The organism is Prevotella sp. oral taxon 475 (assembly GCF_018127805.1).
Classification (GTDB): domain Bacteria; phylum Bacteroidota; class Bacteroidia; order Bacteroidales; family Bacteroidaceae; genus Prevotella.
In genome coordinates this window covers 615,011-636,579 of the sequence record NZ_CP072334.1, presented here as the reverse complement: position 1 = coordinate 636,579, position 21,569 = coordinate 615,011, and the positions used below count along the sequence as shown (strand labels likewise).

Sequence of the window (21,569 nt, the reverse complement as noted above, 5' to 3'; positions counted from 1 at the left end):
TGTTTTCGACCTTTCCCAACCTTGGGAAGCGCATTCCCTTCTGTTTTTGAGTTGCCAGTCATGCGTGATGCGTTGTCCGTCTCGTTTTACTTGCATCGCATATCGAGCACTTTTCGATGGTCGAGAAACCCTTCAAGATAATCGTCTATGCAGGCCTCGTGCGAGCCCTGTGGAGCACCGGTATAGAGGATGTCGCCGGTTTTGAGGGTAAAGAATCGACTGATATAGGCGATGAGCCTCTCGACGGGGAAGAGCATCCCACCGGCGTGCCCCTCTTGCACGGTCTGCCCATTGCGATGGAGACAGAAACAGAGGTCGGTTATAGCGGGGAGCGTCTCTTTCGAAACCCACTCGCCCAGGGCAGCCGATCCGTCGAATCCCTTGCATACGTCCCAGGGCAAACCCTCGGCTCGAAGCCTCTCTTGCCAACCGACAGCCGTAAAATCGATGCCGAGCGTCAAGGCATCATAATATCGGTGGGCGAAACGCTCGGGAATCGATTTCCCCAGTCGGCAGATACGCACAGCCAGAACGGCCTGAAAATGGACGGGACCCATGAAGTCGGGCACGAAGAACGGCTTTCCACCTTTGAGAAGAGCCGAGTCGGGCTTGGTGAAGATCACCGGTTCCTTCGGTATAGATAACGCCTCGTGAGACATTTTATTGTGCGGGGCGTAGTTGGTTTCGATTCCGAGAATCTTCATACGGGGGCGTTTTGTTTTTCGATTCGTGAGAGTTGCAGCGTTTGGTCGCAATAGTCTACCACGGCCAGGCGATGGGTGATGAAAATGATGGTTCGGTCGTGGGTGGAGAGAATGTTATGCAGCAGTTGACGTTCAGTGTCGGGGTCGAGGGCACTGGTGGCCTCGTCGAAGAGCATGATGCTGCGGTTGCGCAAGAGAGCACGGGCGATGCCGATGCGCTGAGCCTGACCTTCGCTGAGTCCGCCACCCAGTTCGCTGCAGACAGTGTCGAGGCCTTGAGGCAGTTCCATGACAAAGTCGGCACAGCTGCGGTGTAGAGCTTCGATCATTTCCTCGTCGGTGGCCGACAAGTTACCCAGTCGCAGATTGTCGCGGATGGTTCCGCTCAGCAGCGTATTGCCCTGCGGCACGTAAACGAAGTTGCAGCGCGTGAGCGGAGAGAGGGGAAGGTGGGTGTCGCCGGCATAGATTTCGACTCGTCCCTGCTGCGGAGTCACGAGGGCGAGAAGCAGACGGATGAGAGTGGTTTTTCCGGCACCAGTCTCGCCCAGCACAGCGGTGCAACTGCCGGGAGGAAAATCGAAGTCGAGATCTTTGAGGATGGTTCGCTCTTCGTCGCTGTAGGCATAACTCACTCCACTCAGACGCACGCCGCAGGGCGAGGGCAGAAGGATGGGATCGCCTTGTTCCTCGAGCGGGTTTTCTTCGAGTTCCATCAATCGTTCGGCAGCAGTGAAAACGGCAACGAAGGCGGGGGCCAGCTTCGTAAGATTCCGGGCCGGCCCCTGGATGCGGTTGACGAGTTGGAGGAAGGCCGTCATTCCGCCGAAGCTCAGGGTGTGATGGGAGAGCCGGATAGCGGCCCAGAGGAAAGCCACGAGGTAGCCCAGGGCAAACCCGAAGTTGAGCACGAGGTTGGAGAACACCGAGAAGACCGTCCGCCGCACCACATGCCGGCGCAGTTCGCCCTGGGTGTCGCCCAGTTTGTCTACCATGACCGTAGTGCTCTCGAGAGTTTTGATGAGCATTCGGTTCTGGATGGTTTCTTGTAGCACGCTCTGCACCTTACTGTCGGAGTCGCGCACTTTACGGGTGAACTGCCGCATCCGTCCCACATAGGTGCGACTTACAAGAATAAAAATGGGAATGATGCCAACGGTGACGAAAGCCAGCAATCGATCCATGGAGAAGAGATAGAAAAAGGCTCCGACAAACATGGTCAACACCGAGAGCGAGGACGGAATGGTCTCGGTGAGAAAAACGACGACTTGGCTCACATCCTGTTCCAGTCGGTTGAGCACATCGCCCGAGTGAAGCTCTCCCCGTCCATGCCACTGCGAACGTAGCAGTCGGTCGAGCATGCGTTGCTGCATTCTGTTCTGCGCTTTGATGCCCAGGATGCTGCGCACCCAGGTACTGGCTATCGAGAGAGAGAAGTCGACCAGAATGAGCAGTCCCATCAGGGCCACGGCGCGATAGACCGACCCCTGTATCGCCCCCGATGCCACGTCAATGGCATGCTTCACGGCCCACACCTGCCCCAAACTGGCCGCCACCTGCAACACACCGATCGAGGCATTCAATACGGCCTGCAGGCGATTGCCTTTCCACACCAGCCATAGCCAGCGCAGAAGGGAGGTTGCCGAATAGCGATTCTTAGGTATTTTCAATAGCGATTTCCAATTCATAAGCCTCAACTGTCAATTCTCCTCGGTGGGTTGAATCAATCGGCCATAGAGATAGCCACCCAGGCCCGCCGCAATGATGATATAAACAGGATTCACGCCCAAAGCCCAGATGAGCAGGGCGCAGACCAACGGAATCCAGCACGTGGCGAGTGTGATTCGCGCATCCTTGGCCAATCCGAACGTGGGGGCGGCGATGAGGGCCACCACCGCCGGTCGGATGCCGCGGAACAGAGCTGCCACCACCGGGTTGTCTTGGAACTGATGGAAAAACATAGCCACCGCCAGGATGATGAGCAACGAGGGCAGGGCCGTGCCCAAACTGGTGCAGAGGGCTCCGCGCAACTTCCTCATTCGATAGCCGATGAAGATGCTCAGATTGATGGCAAACACACCGGGACAGCTCTGCGCAACGGCGATGAGGTCGAGAAACTCTTCCTTCTTGATCCACCCGTTTTTCTCCACCACCTCGGCCTCGATGATGGGAATCATGGCATATCCGCCGCCGAGGGTGAAGAGCCCGATTTTAAAAAATGTGCGAAAGGCAAGTCCGTATTGCGATGTCATAGCGGTTGAATGTTTGTCGGCAGGTGCCGACGGCTTGTTTTTTCCATTTTTGAGGCTTCGGCACCTGCCGAAAGCTCGTTTTGAAGAAAAATAGCCCGTCGGCGGGTGCCGAAGCCCCATTTTTTTCATTTTCTGCGTTTCGGCAGGTGCCGAAAGCTTGTTTTTCTCATTTTTGGGTCGTCGGCAGGTGCCGACGACCCATTTTCCTTCTTTTCTGCATGTCGGGATACCCCCGACGGTTTTTTCAATGCGATTTCACCCACTCTCGGGCATTGACAAAGGCTTCCATCCAGGGTGTGAGCTCGTCGGCACGGCGTTCGCGGGGATAATAGGCGTTCTGCCAGGGGAAGATGGCACGCTCGAGGTGGGGCATCATCGCCAGGTGGCGACCGTCGGCAGAACAAATGCCAGCCACGTTATAGTCCGATCCATTCGGGTTGCCTGGATATTCGGCGTAGTTGTATTTGGCAATAACGTGATAGCGGTCTTCGGCCTCGGGCAGATAGAACCGACCTTCGCCATGCGCCACCCACAAACCAAGTTTGCTCCCGCTGAGCGAACTCAGCATCACGCTGTGATTCTCGGGGATGGTGAGCCCCAGGAAGCAGCTTTCGAACTTCTGCGAGGTGTTATGGCAGAGGTGGGTGCGGTGTTCGTGCTCGGGGTTGATGAGATTGAGCTCTACCATGAGCTGACAACCGTTGCAGATACCCAGCGAGAGGGTATCGGGGCGAGCGTAGAAACGATCGAGGGCTTCTTTGGCCTTGGGGTTATAGAGGAAGGCTCCTGCCCAACCCTTGGCCGAACCGAGAACATCGGAGTTGGAAAATCCGCCGCAGAAGACGATCAGTCGAATGTCTTCCAGTGTCTCGCGACCGGCGATGAGGTCGGTCATCGTCACATCCTTCACGTCAAACCCTGCCAGATAAAGAGCGTAGGCCATCTCGCGCTCGCCATTGGTGCCTTTCTCACGAATAATAGCAGCACGGATGCCGCTGGGCGTGCGGCGGTTGGGGTCGAGACCATACTGCTCCAGTCGACCAGTGAAGCCGGGATTGAAGCGCAGTTCGATGGGCTGTTTTTTGTAGTTCAGCCAGCGTTTCTTGGCCATGCCGTTCCGGCTCTGATGGGCATCGAGATGATAGGAGGTGCGGAACCAGGTTTCGCGAAGAGCATCAATGTCGAAGACATATTCCGCATTGGCTTTCATTACCGTGAGCGTGCGACGATCGGGCACAGGATGGCCGATTTCGGCATAGGCCACACCCTGACTATCAAGCCATTCGTGCAGCTCTTTCTTTCGCTCGTCGCTCACCTGAATCACTACGCCGGGATTTTCGGCAAAGAGATTGCACACGACATCGGCTGTTCCCAATTCATGCAGGTCGATATGCAGACCGCCATGACGATTGGCGAAGGTCATCTCGAGGAGCGTGGTGATGAGTCCGCCGGCAGAGACATCGTGCCCAGCCAAGAGCCAACCGCGATGAACGAGTTCCTGCACAGCACAGAAAGCATCGACGAAGTATTCGGCACTCTTCACCGTGGGCACATCGTCGCCCACACGGCCCAGGCTTTGGGCGAAGGCACTTCCACCGAGGCGTTGCTCGTCGAAGGAGAAGTCGATATAATATAAGGTGGAGTCCTTATCGTTCACCAGCACGGGCGACACCACGCCTCGTACATCCGACACTTCGCCGCCGCTACTCACAATCACCGTTCCCGGGGCAATCACCTTCTGCCCGTCGGGATATTGCTGGGTCATCGAGAGGGAGTCTTTTCCCGTGGGGACGTTTACGCCGATAGCACAACAGAAGTCGCTCAAGGCTTCTACGGCTTGGTAGAGTCGAGCATCTTCGCCGGTCTGCGAGCGACAAGGCCACATCCAGTTGGCCGACAGGCTCACACCGCCAAGCCCGTGGGCCAGCGGCGCCCACACCAAATTGGTGAGCGACTCGGCCACCGAGAGCACCGACCCGGCTTCGGGCGAAGCCAGTGCCGCCTGCGGGGCATGTCCCAGAGCTGTGGCCACACCGGCACGTCCACGATAGTCGAGGGCCACGACGCCGCAGTCGCTCAGGGGTAGTTGTATCTCGCCCTGCGTCTGTTGGCGTGCCACCCGACCCGTCACCGACCGGTCTACCTTATTCGTGAGCCAGTCTTTACAGGCCACGGCCTCGAGCTGCAACACGCGTTCGAGATAAGCGTTGAGTTCTTCACCGTCGGGCGTAGCATTGTATTCCACGGGGGCATAGTGACGTTCCACACTCTGATCTCTCATCACCGTTTGGGGTGAGTGACCGAACATCTGCGCCACTTCCAGATCGAAAGGCTTCGTGCCATCGGCTTGTTTGAAAGAGAAGTGTGCATCGCCCGTGGTCTCGCCCACGACATAGAGCGGGGCACGCTCGCGTTGAGCGATCTTCCGAACGCGGTCGATGTGCTGCTCGTCGATGAGCAGCCCCATACGTTCCTGACTCTCATTGGCGATGATTTCTTTAGCCGAGAGTGTCTTGTCGCCAACGGGGAGTTGCGCCATATCGATTTCTCCGCCGCAGGTCTCCACCAGTTCGCTCAGACAGTTGAGATGTCCGGCCGAGCCGTGGTCGTGGATAGAAACAACAGGATTGTCATTGCCCTCGACCAGAGCTCGCACCAAGTTATAGGCCCGTTTCTGCATTTCGGGGTTAGCGCGCTGAATGGCGTTGAGTTCGATTCCGTTGCCATAACGCCCGGTATCGACCGACGAGACCGATCCGCCGCCGAGTCCGATGCGGTAGTTGTCGCCGCCAACCACCACCACCTTATTACCTTTCTTGGGTTCGACCTTGAGACAGTCGCGCCGCGTTCCGTAGCCCACGCCACCGGCCAGCATAATCACTTTGTCGTAGGCATAGAGTGGCTGACCCTCCTCCTGATGTTCGAACGTGAGCACTGACCCGGCGATCATCGGCTGACCGAATTTGTTGCCAAAGTCGCTGGCTCCGTTCGAGGCTTTAATGAGAATCTCCTCGGGCGACTGATACAGCCACTGCCGAACGGGCAGCAGTCGTTCCCACTCGCGCCCGCCATCAAACCGCGGGTAAGACGTCATATAAACGGCCGTTCCGGCGATGGGCCACGAGCCTACGCCGCCGCCCATGCGGTCGCGAATCTCTCCGCCCGTTCCGGTGGCCGCCCCGTTGAAGGGTTCCACCGTGGTGGGAAAGTTATGGGTTTCGGCCTTGAGCGAGATGACACTTTCAATGTCTTTCACGCGGAAGAAGTCGGCCGTTGTCGGGTCTGCCGGAGCAAACTGTTCCACCACCGGCCCTGCGGCAAAGGCCACGTTGTCTTTGTAGGCCGAGAGAATTTGTCCGGGATGTTCGGCCGTGGTTTTCTTGATGAGTTCGAAGAGTGACGACTCGCGTTCTTCGCCGTCGATAACGAACCTGCCGCCGAAGATTTTGTGCCGACAGTGTTCCGAGTTGATCTGTGCGAAGCCGAACACTTCCGAGTCGGTGAGCCGTCGTCCCAGTTGTCGTTCCATCTCATGCAGATAGGTGATTTCATCGGCAGACAAAGCCAAGCCTTCCGCCTCGTTATATTCCTCCAGATTCTCCACATGCTTGACGGGTTGTGGTTCTCGCTCCACACGGAACACGTCCTGCCCGATACCCTCGTACATTCGTTGCAGCATGGGGTCGTGCTCGGCTTTGGCACTGGCCACGGGGAAGAACTCCTCGATACGCAGAATGCCGTCGAGATTCATATTTTGCGTCATCTCAACGGCATTCGTGCTCCAGGGCGTCACCATTTCACGGCGTGGCCCCACATAAAATCCCTCCAACTCCTGCGTCGTCATCAGCGTGGCGTCGCCATAGAGCCAGCACAGCCGCTCCAATTCGTTTGGTTGCGGTTGGTGGTCAACTTCCGTTGCAATTACGGTTTCCTTCTGCGTCTTAAAAAAAAGAATCATCGTCGTGCTATTTTTATGTGATGTTGCAAAGTTACTCAATTCTGCCCACACTCTGCGGCGATTCCTTGGGGAATTTCTCCCCTCGCCCCTTTGTAGCAAGCCTGGTGGAACATCATTTCACGCCTTTCTTGCAGAGCACCAGGATGAGTACCGAGACTAATATCAGCGCAAAACCCAGGACCACGGGCAGCGTAAAGGGCTCGCCAAAAACGAGGATACCTACGCCCATGGCGGTCATCGGTTCAAACGCGCCGAGGATGGCGGCAGTCGTACTGCTGATTTGTTTCAACGAGAAGATGAGCGTCACGTTGCTCAGAGCCGTGGGCAGGAGCCCGAGCAGAACCAGATTCACCAGATTTGGCATCGATCCCACCGGCCGAATCCGTCCCTCTACGAACAGCGCATAGAGCATCATCAACATCATCGTGAAGAAAAAGATGTAGAACGTCACCTTCAGCGAAGGCATCCGCCGGATGCGCATCCTGGGGAAGGCCACCATATACACGGCGTAACACAGACCCGAGGCCGTGGCTAAGAGCGCACCCGTGAGCGATTGGAGTCTGCCTCCATCGAACGCGCCCGACAGGCAGCTCACACCCGCCACAGCCACAACAATGGCCAGAGTCGTCATCGCCGAGAGGCGTTCGTGCAGAAACACCACTGAAAGCAGCAGCGTCCACACCGGATAAGAAAAGAGCAACGTCGTGGCGATGCCGCTGGCCAGATGGTTGTACGACTCGATGAGGACCACCGACGACACGGCGTAAAGCAGCGACAGGAGCAGGATGCGCAACGAATCGCCGAAACGCAACGACATTCGCGTGCGCCCCGCCATCAACAATACTAACATCACCGCACATCCCGCGGCATAACGATAGACCAGCACCGACGTAGCGGGCATGCCCGAGGCCAGCACGGGCACGGTGAATAACGGTATCAGTCCAAACGAAATGGCCGACACGCTGGCATTGATAAATCCTTTCCAAGTGGTTGTCATGGTGCAAAGGTACAATATTTAGTGGACGAGTTAACAAACTGGCGAGTTGACAAACTGGTATGTATATATGCACGCTACACATGATATATATTCTCCAGTTCTGTTGCCTACAAGACGGCGATAAAACTAAGCAATAAGCTGCAAATAGCCAGGCATTCCCATCACAATCACCTGTCTTCTATCAACCAACGATAAGTAACAGCCCCTTTTACTAACTGTAACATCATGCTCTACCGCTATATGGTTAGAAGGAACTTGGAGAAATCCTCTATTGATGCAAAACTTTCCGTTGTGGCTATTTCTGTCGATCTTACTCGCTTTTTACTTCGCCCACTCCACACAACCTGCATCATCTTCATTACCCCGCCTGCCTGATTTTCAAAGGTAATGAGCCTGTAATCTTGTTGCAAGTTGTATAGTTCGTCGGCAAACGAACGGGAGATGAATGTAACGCCCGCCATGTCGATGACACACCTAACGTTCGGTTTTAGCATTGCCTTAAGAACAACAATAGGAATGCGAGAACGCACCTCCTTACCTATTACGTCTTTTACCTTTATTCTTTCCATAATTTCCTTACTTCTCGAAAAGTGTGCACCGCGCATGACAAGGTTCTAAACCAGCCTGTTTTTATTTATTCGAATCAGCAGAAGCACTCTTTTCCCTACTCTACATAACTATAAAAATTAAATTCCTCTGGAGCATCAAGAGGCAGCCTGATCAAAATGATGGTTCCGTTCCATCTGAAATCCTCCGGGATGTTCACAATGTTCACTCCACCGGCATCATGTCGATAGAAAGCCGTTCCAGAAAGCATAAAAAAGGCTCCGCCCAATCCGTTCACAACCATTTCTCTCGATTTGGATATTCCATAGCCTCGATTTTCAGCTTCGGGACGGTCTTTTGTCGAGAATCCCTCATTAGCAATTTTCATTGCCACGGCTTCGTCTATTCCAATCATATCGAGATATTTCTGTGTGTCGACATAGCTACCATAAATGGTTTTACCACTGTCGGCTATGATAAAGTAGAGTTCTTTTCTCACCCTCTGGCAGAAAATATATCCACATTCGCTACTCGAATGTTCGCCAATATTGCCTACCAACTCACTGAGTAGATAAGAAATCGGCGTTTTCATCTTCTTTGAAACCTGCGACTGAGCCTCTATGACCCGTTGTAGAATCTCTTGTACTTTATCTACCTGCCTACCTCTGATTGAGAAGCGCGATATGGGAATGTAGCTTTTGGTGAGATAAGAACTGAGCGTTTCCGAGTTCTGCAATTCCGTAGCATCATAAACCTCTCTAAAACAGATGGCGTTGAAATATTTGTCGATGTTATCACGAAGCTCCTTACAAGAGATGTTCTTTCCACAATTATCTTTATAAATAGCAAGCGGTGCAAGAAAGAAGGGATGTAGAAACATCGCGCATTCAAAACTCCATTCGATAGTGTCAGAACCGGATTCAGTCTGATGAATGATGTGGAACAGTTCGTTAAAAGCACTTCCTATTCTATCGTCCCGCGTTACATTTGGAATAGAGATATGGGTCATTCTCAAATCATCTTTCGGCAAAGATAAACAATTTCTCCATAAATACAGTCAATTGAGATAACAAACAACTCCACGATCAACGGATCTTCTTAAAAACATTTCCCTTTCGAGACCTCTGCAAAACCTACTACCCCTCAAATTTCACCCATATACTCTTAGAAGAATGAATATTTTTGATCAAAAGATGCCGCTGGAGGTTACTTTTTGAGTAAATAATAATCTTTTATCGGTGTATTTTCATATTATCTGATAGAATTTGACACAATAATCCCTGGTGTTCGGTATAAGTTGTAGGCAATGGATTCCATAATATGCTGCGCATGTGTTTTTGAAAGTCCAACGTATCTTGCTATTCCAGCACCAAACCATCTATGCATAGAACCAAAGGTGCGTTCTACTTTGTAGCGTGTCTTACTCATAGTAATGTTGATACGTTGCTGCCTTTCAGTAATTTCATGTCCTCTTGTTCCCTTATGCATGATGCGACTTTTAAGTTTCATACGTTTGAGGTTTTTTTATTCTCAATTAAAGAGTCAACCAATAAAAAAATGAAATTTCAGAGTAAATAACTACATTTGCAGTTGTGCACTTTTGTTTGACAACATACAAGCAAGTATTTCTCTCTTTTATAACTTTTTTATATCTTTGCAAGCGACTCTAAAAAAGTTATTCTTATGAAACACCAAGAATTATCATTCTTCAAATTACTAAAAAAATACTTCAATATCAATGCTGACAAGGAAGATGAACAGACTACGATTGAGAATGTAGAAAGTTCCATTAGTTTCCATGGAGCACAGCTATGGATATTGATTTTTGCTATCTTCATTGCTTCTTTGGGATTAAATGTCAATTCTACGGCAGTTATCATTGGTGCCATGCTGATTTCCCCCTTAATGGGACCTATCATCGGTATTGGATTGGCTGTTGGTATTTATGATATTGGATTGTTGAAACGTTCGGCAATCAATTATCTGATAGCTACGGTTATCAGTGTGCTCACAGCCACCATTTATTTTTTAATTACACCTTTGAACGAAGCACAATCAGAATTATTGGCACGAACTTCTCCATCGCTCTATGATGTGCTGATTGCTCTTTTAGGTGGAGCTGCCGGATTCATAGCATTGGCTACAAAAGGCAAAGGTAATGTTATTCCGGGCGTAGCAATTGCCACAGCACTCATGCCACCACTGTGTACAGCTGGATATGGAATTGCAGTTGGAAATTTATCCTATTTCTTAGGGGCTTTCTATCTATTCTTTATCAATACCGTTTTTATTTGTCTGGCAACTTTCGTTGGAACCAGAATGATCAAATTCAGGCAGACCACCATCATTGATGCCGAAAAGATAGTCAAGGTTAAAAGATTTATTATGGCTGTCGTGGTATTGACCATGCTCCCTGCTGCATATATGACCATGCTTATCATTAAACAGAGCATTACTAAAAATAATCTAAGGAGCTTTGTAAGGGAAGAACTGACGTTTAAAGGTACACATATTTTATCACAGAATATCAATGAGCATGACAAAATGCTCAATATAGTTGCTTTGGGGAAAATAATTTCGCATGATACCATCAAGAAAGCAAGCAAGAAGCTATCCAAGTATCAGTTGGCCGACTACAAGCTCAATATTATTCAGGGAGACCAATCCGACAGCCTATTACTCATGAATAAAGAACTTTCGACAGTCACAATGTCAAGGGAAGCTAATGACAAAAAAATAATAGAACAATCACAACAAATTCATGAGTTGGAAAAACAATTGGAAACCTATACACGTTACGAGTCTTTAAGTTCTGAAGTTTCCGGTGAGATGAAACAACTTTTTCCTTCTGTTAGTCAAATCAGCATCTCAAATATCAAGGAATTTGAGACAGATTCAGCCAATCACAAAAGATATATAGTTGTAATTATAAACAGTAAGTTAAGATTGAATAGTTCAAACAGACAAAGACTACAACTCTGGCTTAAGGAACGTTGTAAAGCAGATAGTCTCAGATTGATAATAACTCCATAATCATATCTTACATTAACGAGACCTCTGCAAAACCTACGACCCTCTCAATTTTCACCTATATACTCTTAGAAGAAGGTCGTGTAATTTCAACTGTGTCAAGGCTCTAATCCTTTATATTTTACCTCATTTGGATGACACGATTTTTAATCGTGCCAGTCAGATGAGGAGCCTTTCTTTGCGGGCAAAGTTACATAATCTCAAAACGTTCTCCAAATTTTATTGCTAATTGTTGTGATATCTGGGCCCAGTTGGCAAGTGGCATAGTCCACTTCTCACGTATGTTCCGGTATGCCAGATACACAAGTTTTTCGAGAGAAGTATCGGACGGGAAAACTCCTTTGTTCTTTGTTACCTTACGTACTTGCCTGTGGTAGCCTTCAACCGTGTTGGTGGTGTATATCAGCTTACGTATCGCAGGCGTATACAGGAAGTATTCCGTGAGGCGCTCCCAGTTGTCACGCCATGATTTTATGACGATGGGATACATTTCTCCCCACTTACCTGCGAGTGCGTCTAACTGCGTTTCCGCAGTCTCTTTGCTGACGGCACCATATACTGTCTTAAGGTCACCAAGGAACTCCTTTTGATGCTTACTGCCAACGTGTTTGATAGAGTTGCGTATTTGATGGACAATACAGAGTTGGACACTTGTATTGGGGAATACGCTCTGTATAGCATCAGGGAAGCCTTTCAGACCATCAATGCAGCATACCAGTATATCCCGGACACCTCTGTTTTGGAGGTCGCTTAGAACCTCTAACCAGAAGTTAGCGCCTTCACTCTTGGAGACATACATACCAAGAAGTTCCTTGTGGCCTTCCTTGTTGATGCCTAAGACGTTGTAAATGGCACGTGAGACCGCACGTCTGGTTTCGTCCTTCACCTTATAATGGATGGCATCCAGCCAGCATATTGCATATACAGGATCAAGCATTCGTGAACGCCATGACTTGATTTCAGGCAGTACTCTGTCTGTGATAGAACTGATGGTTTCTGCAGATAGTTTGGTATCAAACTCACGCTCAAAATACTTGCTGATATCGCGAGTACTTGTACCAAAAGCATACATGTTTATAATCTGATCCGCCATACCTTCAGCAAGGATCGTTTCACGTTTTTTGACGGTCTGAGGCTCAAAGGAACCATCACGGTCACGAGGTGTCTTAACAGTGACCGCACCATAACAAGTTTGTACTTGCTTAGGCATTTTACCCTTACGGCGATTGCCTTGTGAACGCTCTTCAGAAGTGAGATGAGCATCCATCTCACCTTTAAGAGCAGCATTTAAAATACGCTCCAACATTGGTGCCAAAGCACCTTCCTTACCAAATAACGGTTCTCCATTACGAAGCTACTCTGCAGCTCGCTTGTAATCAATTTCTTTGTTGTCCATAATAAATAAACTGTGTAAAACTAATCTTATTGTAGCATGACACTGTTTACTTTACACTCTCACATGTTCTAATTAATGCAAATATAATAGTAGCGAGTATACCCCCCAAGATATATCCATAAGCACCATCCCAAGCTCCCTTTGCTGCAACTTTAGATGTTTCTTTTAAGCTTTTGAAGAACTCGTCAACTAAATCTTTTGCGTGTTTTCTTGCTTCGTTGATGTCATTCCTTAAATCTTCGTCATTTACTTCATAATCGTAATTCCACGACTGTTCATTTAAATCGTTTTGCTTTGGTTTACGACTTTCATACTGTTTAACAAAAGAATCATATTCCTTGTTATACTTTGTCCGGCTGATATCATTACTCAATATCTCATAAGCTTCATTTATGTCCTGCATTATTTCAGTAACATCAATACCAGCATTCTTATCAGGATGCCACTTCAATGACATTCTCCTATAAGCTTGTTTTATCTCCTGCTTACTTGCAGAAGGAAAGATACCTAATAACTGATAATAGTCTTTGAACATAATGCCGAAAACTATTTCTGAAGGATCGAATTGTTGTCGTTTTTATCATCATTCTTGTTTTTTTTCCAAATAGCCCTTAATGCACCAATCAAGGCTCCAAAGACTATTAAACCTAATATTCCAGGTGTTCGACCGGCATCACTTGCTGCACCTGCAATAGCACCAAAAACAACCATAAAAAGGAACACGACACCTACCGTAATTAAAATTTTTGATAATTGACTCATTTTCTTATTTATGCCCTTCAGTAGCCTATAGAGCCTTTTATTCGTTATGAAGCGTGGCACTGATATACTATTTCTTCAATCGGAGGCTGTGAGAATTGCCTTAATACGAGGAATTGTAATCGGCTCACGCTATAACGCGAGTCATCATACTTTTCTTGCGTACAACAGTAGTTTCTCATATTTCCGATTGCAAGTCGAGCATAACGCTTCGTTATTTCAATATGTAGTACAAAAGATGGCTTTTAGCCATAGTTTGTACTGCAAAAATACATGTTTTTGGCGGAAAAAGACTTTTGCTGCTAATAAATATCTTGAGACCTTTGCAAAAGTCTTTTATAGTGAAAAAGTCTGTCTGAAACACTCATTAAAGCTCCTTTCATGTTACTTTTCAATTTGGTAATAAGTTGTATTTCGTCAACGAAAAGCCTTTGAAAGAGGTTCTTGCTGATGTACCCCTTGTCACCGACCAGCTTACCATATATAAAATCTATGAATGCTTTGTGCTCCAAAGGCTTACGGTCATCAACATCTCCCGGCGTTATCATAAAGTTGAGAAGCTCTCCTTTCTCATTGCAAATCAAATGCAATTTGAAACCGAAGAACCAACCCATAGCGCATTTTCCTCTTTGGGCTATGCCTTTGAAAACTTTGTGAATATGTATTCTCTGGTTTTTGCAGACACGCAATGGTGTACTGTCAACAAAGCTTATACCCGTGCATTTGCCCAAGAGGACCTTCTTGATAAACAAGGTTAAGGGTACGGCTACCTCCCTTTCCAATTCTACTAAACGGTTATAAGAAACAACATTGGAAAACAGATGATGAAGATGCTTGCATACTTTTTCAAGATAGAAATGTTTAAAGCAGCGATAACCGGAGTCGTGGAAAAGAATCATTATCAGCATGACTTCGGCCTTTGACATCGTAGAACTGCGATGATATTTTCTTTTCCCGGTAGGTTTTAGCGTATATTTTGCTATCATAGCGTCAAAAAACTTGCAGAAGTCGTCTGCCATACAAAATATTTCAGTAATTTTGTCTTCGGTGATCATAGCGATTTTTGTTTGTAATTCTATATATCAACACCTTACAATTACAACAAATTTCGCTAATCACCAAATTTATAGACACTTATAATTCATCAAACTCACGTTATTAATAACAAATATAAACAAAATTATGAGACATCTATTTTCTGTTCTTCTCTTCGTGGCAACACTAATAGGCACAAGTAGTTTTACGTATGAAACAACATCTACAACCCGCGCAGAAAACATTAGTTTGCAGACGCAAATGAAGTATAAGGGGAGGAAAGCTTGTAAGCGTTCGAAAGCCCGTAAGCCAAGTGTCCATAAGAAAAGATCTACCCGCTCTGTTAAAGTAGGTCGGGTTGTATACATCACTCCTACAGGTTCTTGTTACCATTCACGAACATCTTGTCCTGCATTGTGGCGTGGAAACTACTCTCGCACATCTTTAAGTTCTGCACGAAGTGAAGGCTATCGTTCATGTTCAAGATGCTATTAACATAACGAGAATTCGTCGAACTCACGTTAATATACTAGTAAAAGGCTAATCAAAATTAATATATCTGTTGAACAGAATACGGTTATAGTCTCATTTTAATTAACAATACTTAGAACTAAAATTATGAGGAAGAACACAGCATTGTTCATACTTTAATTATTAACTTAAAACTGTAATTATGAAAAAAATTATTGCATTGTTGTTTATGTTGCCAATCCTATTTGCTTGCGGTGATAAGAATACCCCAGACACATCTCCTGCACCTAATCCCAACCCTAATCCCCCTAACCCACCGGTAGTAGTAACGTCCCCCCCAAGAGTGCGAGGCTTCATGGTTCAGACTGCTAACGGACTACACCCACAAACAATCAAAGATTTGAGTACTTGGGGCGCCAACGTCATAAGATTGCAACTTAACCCAGCAACTTATGCTTTGAAAAAGGGAAAAGATTTATGGGCAACCTTGCCGGAATATCTGAATTCGGTAGAAGAAAAAGTACGTGCTGCACAAAGTGTAAATGTAAAAGTTATTCTAGACTTGCATGAGCCTCCTATCTATGTAAACGGAAAAGTACCAACATTAGACGACCACAACCAGCGTGGTTTTTGGGCAAATCATCCGGAAATGAAAGATGCTCTTATCCGGATGTGGAAGAACATTGCACAGCATTTTACAAAAAAAGAATACGAAAATGAGATATGGGGATATGATCTTTTCAACGAGCCCAGCGAGAAAGGCAGAGCTGCGGTGCAGGAATGGTTGGCTATGGTACCCGATATCATAACAGTAATTCGCACTGTTAACAAAAACGTATGGATTGTTTTCCAACCCGGTCTGGTGGCAGAAACCTTCCAAAAAGAAAAGAAAAAGATTATTCAGAAAGACAAGCGGGTGGTATACAGTCTTCATTTCTATTGCCCTGAAACCTTTGCTTGTCAGGGAATATTATATAAAGGAGAATACAATTCCAAAACAATGACTCATGAAGAAGCCATTGCTTCTTTCAAAAGAGAATACCCGGGAAAGGCCAAAAACCATTGGTGGGAAAAGGAAGAAACTTATTGTAACAAAGCAACCTTAGAAGCTGAACTCAAGCCCCTGACAAATTTTGCCTCTGAATATAAAGTTCCTGTCTTGATCGGTGAATTCAGTGTCATCACATGGGCACCTGTAAATTCGGCTATCAATTGGTTTAAAGATGTTATAGATATCTTCGAGAAGAATAATTTCTCTTGGTGCTTCCATGCTTTCCGCGAGTGGCAAGGATGGAGTCTGGAAAGTCCGGAAGGTCTTAATGCATTCTGGTTTAGTAGAGAAAAGGCTCCAGCTCCACAAGCAAAAGAAACTCAACGGGCCAAATATTTTAAGGATGTGTTCAAGAGGTTGAATAAAAAGACTCCCGCATCAGGAAAATAACAATATGAGACCTCTGCAAAACTCTTCCCATAATTTTCTTAAATATTTTTGTACCTTTATCGTATGAAACAGAAGTTATCCTCTCCCAGTTTTGCTGATATGTTCCTTGCGCAAAGAAAGGTCAAGTAGACATTCTTTTCACAAATAAACACAGTTATTGATTGAGCACCTATTCGGGCTATAATAGAAGTGGCTTATACAAAAGGTTATAAGTCTACCGGTCGGCCCAGCTATGACAGCCTTGTTTTATTCAAGATTGAATTACTCCGCACCTGGTATGGTCTGAGTGACGGAGAAGTTGAAGATCAGGTTAACGACCGCCTGTCTTTTAGTCGCTTTGCAGGTCTTGGCATGGAAGATATCGTTCCTGATAGTACTACAGTGTGCCGTTTTCGCAACATTCTTGTTGAAGCGGATTTGTATGATACGCTTCTTGAGGAGTTTAACAGGCAATTGGAAGCTAAAGGAATCATTGTTAAGCGTGGTGCCATTGTTGATGCCAGCATTACGAATACTCCCCACCGCCCCCGTGGAGGTAAGAGCTATGAGGTCGTTGAGGATAGAAAAGAGGATGAGAACATAGAGGCTTCTGAGAAAGCTATACTCAAAGAAGTTGTCAAGCCTAACGTAGATACAGAAGCCCGTTGGGTAAAGAAGATGGGAAAGCTCCACTTCGGTTACAAGCGTCACACGGTAACGGATGAAAACGGAATGGTGCTTGCCGAGGAAACGACAGCTGCCAATGAAAGTGATATGAAACACTTAGAAACACCCCTAAAGAAAGCTAAATTGCCACGGAAAGCACTTGTTTATGCCGATAAAGGATATGACTCGATGGAGAACAAAGAAACCCTCAAACGTATGAAACTTAAAAGTCGCATCATGCATAAGGGAACAAGAGGACATGAAATTACTGAAAGGCAGCAACGTATCAACATTACTATGAGTAAGACACGCTACAAAGTAGAACGTACCTTTGGTTCTATGCATAGATGGTTTGGTGCTGGAATAGCAAGATACGTTGGACTTTCAAAAACACATGCGCAGCATATTATGGAATCCATTGCCTACAACTTATACCGAACACCAGGGATTATTGTGTCAAATTCTATCAGATAACATGAAAATACACCGATAAAAGATTATTATCTACTCAAAAAGTAACCTCCAACGGCATCTTTTGGTCAAAAATATTCATTCTTCTAAGAGTATATAGGTGAAAATTGAGAGGGTGCAGGTTTTGCAGAGGTCTCATTTCATCTCCAGAAAATGAAATCTCAATGCTTTGCAAAAATGACGCAGGCCATTGCGCAATAGGCGAGAGATGACCTCCCGAGAAAAAGGAAGGCACCTCTCAAGGTGCGGGAGGTCATCTCCCGCATAGCAAGAGGTCACCTCTCGCACATCGGGAGGTGACCTCTCTTCTCTGTTGTGTTGATAGTTTCTTGCAAGTTGACTGGTATAGAATAGAAAATGGGCATTGAAGATGACTTCAATGCCCATTGACTGATGAGGCAGCGCGAGGACTGCAGCCGGTATTTTTGTCACCTTCGGATCACTTGTCCTCCGAAGGCGGAACCTTTGCGTTGCCTTTTACGGCGTTACGGCACCTTCTTTTACCAAGTAAGGGTAGAACATCGGATTAAAGCTGCTCTTAAGGGTTTTGTTGCTAGTGGGTAAGCCCGATGGAACTCCGTCGTGGAAATAGAAGAGGAACGAGGCAAACTCGTAACGTTCGTCATAAACATTCCCAGCAAAATGCACACGCAGATTGCCTTGACCGTCGGCCATCACTCGGCCCTCTGCCAGCGAGGTGGTGCGGTTGTAGCCAGACCACGATTTGTTGTCGGGCGTCCCGAAGAATAAGAAGGGCGTGTACCCTTGATAGGTTCCACCACAACGCACCGTTGCCTGAATAGAAAACTTAGCATAAAGCAGATCTGCCTTGATGGGGATGATGATGTTGCCGCGTGAACCAAAGGCAACGTGCATCGAGTCGTTCTTGAGGGTGACGTTCCACACTCTGGGTTGCCGTCCTGTCGTGTCGGCGGTAGAATAGTAGTAGAGCTTCCACGCTCCGTCCACTTTCGAGGCCATGTTCCAGCCTTGCGAAACAGTTACTTCCATCTTGTCGTTACGTGGTCCGGAGGTAAAGATGAGTTTACCCGTTCGATAGTTGCTGCTGGTGTTGGCTGTCACGGCAATCTTGAGAATACCCTTTTCGATGGTAGTGCTCATCCACGATGCTGTGCTTGTGACCGAGATGGGATATCCTGCCGGCGACACGAGCGGAAAAGTGAGCACCGTATCTTTATAGGCCACGAGGTTATCTTCCTGGCCACTGAAGAAAATTCCCGACAAACCGAGTTGCTGGATGGTGATTTGTTGTGAATCATTGCCCGACCAAATGGTGAGCTGCGCTGCACGTCCCATACGCGAGAGGTTTTGCGTAACGGTGACGACAACCGTGTTGCCATTGATGGTGGCTTGGCACCAGTCGTTAGAGCTCTCGACCTTAGTGATGCCGTTGGCTGCCGTTACGACCACCTTCCCTGTGCCGGGAGCATCGGAGAAGAGCACATTGGCACTATCAACGACAATGGCCTTGGCGGCTCTGCCCCCGCCGGTCTCGTCGTTGCTGCAGGCACCGACGGCAAACAGGGCCGTGGCAGCAAGCAGAAAGCAGATGAACTTTTTCATTTAGCTTTTCTTTTTAAGGGTTTTCATTTTTGTGATGTAAGGGATATTGCCCTTGAAGATATAGGGATAGAAAGAGGGTTGTTCGGCTGCTCCTAAGCGTGTTCCGCTATTGTCATAGTCGTACAGGATGAAACCGTGCACCACATTGTCGCCATTCAGTTTCCAAACGCCGTTGTCGGCGAAACTGTAAGTCTGTGTGTTTTTGTTCCACAGCAAGCTGAGCCCTACTCCTTCCGTCCAAGTAATATATCCTTTCTGCGTGTCCCAAGGCAGCATTCGGATAGTATGGCCGTTGGGCAACGTTGTGAGGACTTGGTAGTTGAGGCTGAGTCGATCTTTTGCTCGGTCGTAAGCCAGTTTGACATCATAGCCATCGTTCAATCCTTTGATGAGATAAGAGTTGTTATCGCTTCCAGCCACTAACTGCACCTCGGTGGTGACATCGGATGTGGTGTAATTGCCGGAAGCATCTCCTACATAGGCCGTCATCGTCAAGTCGTAGGTTCCTTCATGGGCCTTGAATGTTCTGTACCATGCCGGACGTTCGCCTTGCAAGGCTACAGAATGTCCGTAGAAATCCTTTGCCACATAGTTGAGGGTGGTCTTATCGAATTCAAACTCATAGAGCGGCATACCGTTGACGCTAATGGGAACGTAGAGTCGAACACCCTTATCGGTGAAGACCACGGCTTCCTGCACTTGTCGTCCTCCTACGGAAATAACGATTTTCCTACTCGAAGGGCTGATTTCTCCCTGTATCTCTACGCCGTTCACCTGACCTTTAAAAGCCCACATGGTTGCATTGATGAAATCGGCCGTAAACGTCTTCACGTCTGTGAGATACTCTTCGGCGGGCTTGGTGAGCTTGCGCAGGAACATGGTATTCTTCGTTCGGTAGCCGTGAACAGGAATCAAATCGTCCGAGATGCTGTCTACGACGAATTCGAAGTCACCCCGATCCGCTTGGTATTTCTCTGACGAGGGGTCAGAGAAGCGGTGCATCAATTCGTTGTAGGTATCGAACGTGATAGCGGGTCCTTGCTCGGCAGTCATCTTATAATAAGAGGTGGCCACAACACCGGGCGAGAGAATGCTACGTACCTCTGCCTGTTGTTGGTCGAATTTGACCGTGAAGGCGAATCCGCCGTATTTCTGCGTATTGTCGGGAAATATCTCGAAGAGCCATCCATGCGGTGCATTCACCAAGGTGGTTTGCGCCTTGTCCATATACTCTTGCAGCCGGATAGACGATGCCTTGTCGAAAGTGTCAGACTGTTCTTTCAAGCACGATTGCAGCGAAAGCATCGCGAGCAAGAGTGCGAGCACTGACCATATTTTATATCTTCTCATTGTTCTAAGGGATTAAGGGTTATAACGAAATATCGGTCAGGTCTATTCTACCTGCAACAATATCGGCCTGGCGGCGCAGGAAGATGTCACGCAGCTGGTCGAGATTGATACCCCACGAGTCGCGCATATAGTTGCGCACGATGTCGAGTTTGGAAACGATAAAGCCTTTCTGACCTTTAGCCTCTGCTATCTTCATCCACTTTTCCCACTGCTCGGGGGTATTGGTCACGTAGATAGAGAACATCTCGGCAAAATCTTCTATGTCCGAGTGTTGCGAATAGGCCGAGATAAAACCATGTTCCAAGCAATAGTTGTCTGTCACATAAGGTTCTTTGCTCCAGCTGTCGGCCACATAGCCTTTGCCGGTAACAAGCTGGAAGTCGGCAGAATAGGGTTTAGTCTGGTTCAGGATATGAGTAAACTCGTGGTAAACAGTTTTGAGATAATACTGGTTGATGCTCTTCGCATCCGTCAACACCTGATCGATGTAGTTGATACCCGATAGTAAAATCTTCTTTCCTCCTTCTGCCGTACCGAGAATATAGGTACCGTTGTTCTTGAATTCCCAGTTCCCCATGAGGTAAATCAGTTTGGGAAAGTTGTTGCGGGTGAAGTCAATCCCCGCTGCTTCGTCGAACGCCTCGAGGCAGGAATACTTCACCAAATTGGCCATCTTCACGGCTCTGTCGTATCGGGCGGGAACGGTATAATAAGAGAAGTCGGACTCGACATCTTTGTATCGGTATTTGAACTCGATGTTATACGTGTCGATGTAGTTCCGCTTGAGCCATTGGTCGAGAGGTGTCGACCCTTCTTTGCCCAAGGTGATGACGCTCTCCGACGAGAGCTTATCTTCTGAGCAACTGCCTGCGAAAAGCGTACACAGCCCCAACAGACAGGTGGATATGAATAGGTTCTTTTTCATCTTTG

The 21,569-nt window shown here is 47.7% G+C and carries 15 protein-coding genes and 3 pseudogenes; 3 read left to right on the top strand and 15 right to left on the bottom strand.

Going from position 1 to position 21,569, the window contains the following annotated elements; translation table 11 throughout:
* Positions 1-86: 86 nt before the first annotated feature.
* The 8 genes and pseudogenes from J5A66_RS02410 to J5A66_RS02375 form a co-directional block, all read right to left on the bottom strand.
* Positions 87-704 (bottom strand): fumarylacetoacetate hydrolase family protein, encoded by a 618-nt coding sequence (locus J5A66_RS02410; RefSeq protein ID WP_211790876.1) that lies wholly within the window; start codon positions 702-704, stop codon positions 87-89.
* The gene (locus J5A66_RS02405; RefSeq protein ID WP_211790875.1) at positions 701-2,392 is read right to left on the bottom strand and encodes an ABC transporter ATP-binding protein; all 1,692 of its coding nucleotides are present in this window, start codon (positions 2,390-2,392) and stop codon (positions 701-703) included. Before J5A66_RS02405 ends, J5A66_RS02410 begins: the two co-directional genes overlap by 4 nt.
* A gap of 12 nt (positions 2,393-2,404) precedes the next feature.
* Positions 2,405-2,956 (bottom strand): chromate transporter, encoded by a 552-nt coding sequence (locus J5A66_RS02400; RefSeq protein ID WP_211790874.1) that lies wholly within the window; start codon positions 2,954-2,956, stop codon positions 2,405-2,407.
* A gap of 244 nt (positions 2,957-3,200) precedes the next feature.
* Positions 3,201-6,914: a phosphoribosylformylglycinamidine synthase gene (gene purL, locus J5A66_RS02395; protein WP_211790873.1), complete on the bottom strand. Its 3,714-nt coding sequence runs from the start codon at positions 6,912-6,914 to the stop codon at positions 3,201-3,203.
* Positions 6,915-7,026: 112 nt separating this feature from the next.
* Complete coding sequence (locus tag J5A66_RS02390) at positions 7,027-7,911, bottom strand: DMT family transporter (protein WP_211790872.1); 885 nt, start codon at positions 7,909-7,911, stop codon at positions 7,027-7,029.
* A gap of 236 nt (positions 7,912-8,147) precedes the next feature.
* Complete coding sequence (locus tag J5A66_RS02385; protein ID WP_211790871.1) at positions 8,148-8,480, bottom strand: hypothetical protein; 333 nt, start codon at positions 8,478-8,480, stop codon at positions 8,148-8,150.
* A 95-nt stretch (positions 8,481-8,575) separates the two neighbouring features.
* Positions 8,576-9,466 carry an ATP-binding protein gene (locus J5A66_RS02380; RefSeq protein ID WP_211790870.1) on the bottom strand — a complete coding sequence of 297 codons (891 nt, stop codon included), beginning with the start codon at positions 9,464-9,466 and terminating at the stop codon, positions 8,576-8,578.
* Between the two features lie 242 nt (positions 9,467-9,708).
* Positions 9,709-9,975, bottom strand: a pseudogene (locus J5A66_RS02375) (transposase); the annotation flags it as partial.
* Positions 9,976-10,140: 165 nt separating this feature from the next.
* Between J5A66_RS02375 and J5A66_RS02370 the strand changes: the two are divergent.
* Positions 10,141-11,490, top strand: coding sequence for a DUF389 domain-containing protein (locus J5A66_RS02370; RefSeq protein WP_211790869.1), 1,350 nt, complete (start codon positions 10,141-10,143; stop codon positions 11,488-11,490).
* Between the two features lie 187 nt (positions 11,491-11,677).
* On the opposite strand, the gene J5A66_RS02365 is transcribed toward J5A66_RS02370, so the two are convergent.
* The 4 genes and pseudogenes from J5A66_RS02365 to J5A66_RS02350 all read right to left on the bottom strand — a co-directional run.
* Positions 11,678-12,793: an IS256 family transposase gene (locus J5A66_RS02365; protein ID WP_371742874.1), complete on the bottom strand. Its 1,116-nt coding sequence runs from the start codon at positions 12,791-12,793 to the stop codon at positions 11,678-11,680.
* Between the two features lie 136 nt (positions 12,794-12,929).
* The gene (locus J5A66_RS02360) at positions 12,930-13,418 is read right to left on the bottom strand and encodes a J domain-containing protein (protein WP_211790868.1); all 489 of its coding nucleotides are present in this window, start codon (positions 13,416-13,418) and stop codon (positions 12,930-12,932) included.
* Positions 13,419-13,429: 11 nt separating this feature from the next.
* Positions 13,430-13,645 carry a hypothetical protein gene (locus J5A66_RS02355; protein WP_211790867.1) on the bottom strand — a complete coding sequence of 72 codons (216 nt, stop codon included), beginning with the start codon at positions 13,643-13,645 and terminating at the stop codon, positions 13,430-13,432.
* A 323-nt stretch (positions 13,646-13,968) separates the two neighbouring features.
* Positions 13,969-14,697, bottom strand: a pseudogene (locus J5A66_RS02350) (IS982 family transposase); the annotation flags it as partial.
* A gap of 653 nt (positions 14,698-15,350) precedes the next feature.
* Here J5A66_RS02350 and J5A66_RS02345 point away from each other — a divergent pair.
* Both J5A66_RS02345 and J5A66_RS02340 read left to right on the top strand, forming a co-directional pair.
* A complete protein-coding gene (locus J5A66_RS02345) occupies positions 15,351-16,589 on the top strand; it encodes a glycoside hydrolase family 5 protein (RefSeq protein WP_211790866.1) in 1,239 nt (412 codons plus the stop codon).
* A gap of 63 nt (positions 16,590-16,652) precedes the next feature.
* A pseudogene (locus J5A66_RS02340) lies at positions 16,653-17,708 on the top strand (IS5 family transposase).
* 474 nt (positions 17,709-18,182) lie between these two features.
* Here the strand turns inward: J5A66_RS02340 and J5A66_RS02335 are convergent.
* The 3 genes from J5A66_RS02335 to J5A66_RS02325 are packed head-to-tail and all read right to left on the bottom strand — an operon-like array spanning position 18,183 to position 21,564.
* A complete protein-coding gene (locus J5A66_RS02335; protein ID WP_211790865.1) occupies positions 18,183-19,289 on the bottom strand; it encodes a BACON domain-containing protein in 1,107 nt (368 codons plus the stop codon).
* Positions 19,290-20,639, bottom strand: coding sequence for a DUF4302 domain-containing protein (locus J5A66_RS02330; RefSeq protein WP_211790864.1), 1,350 nt, complete (start codon positions 20,637-20,639; stop codon positions 19,290-19,292).
* A 19-nt stretch (positions 20,640-20,658) separates the two neighbouring features.
* Positions 20,659-21,564 carry a putative zinc-binding metallopeptidase gene (locus J5A66_RS02325; RefSeq protein ID WP_211790863.1) on the bottom strand — a complete coding sequence of 302 codons (906 nt, stop codon included), beginning with the start codon at positions 21,562-21,564 and terminating at the stop codon, positions 20,659-20,661.
* Positions 21,565-21,569: the final 5 nt, after the last annotated feature.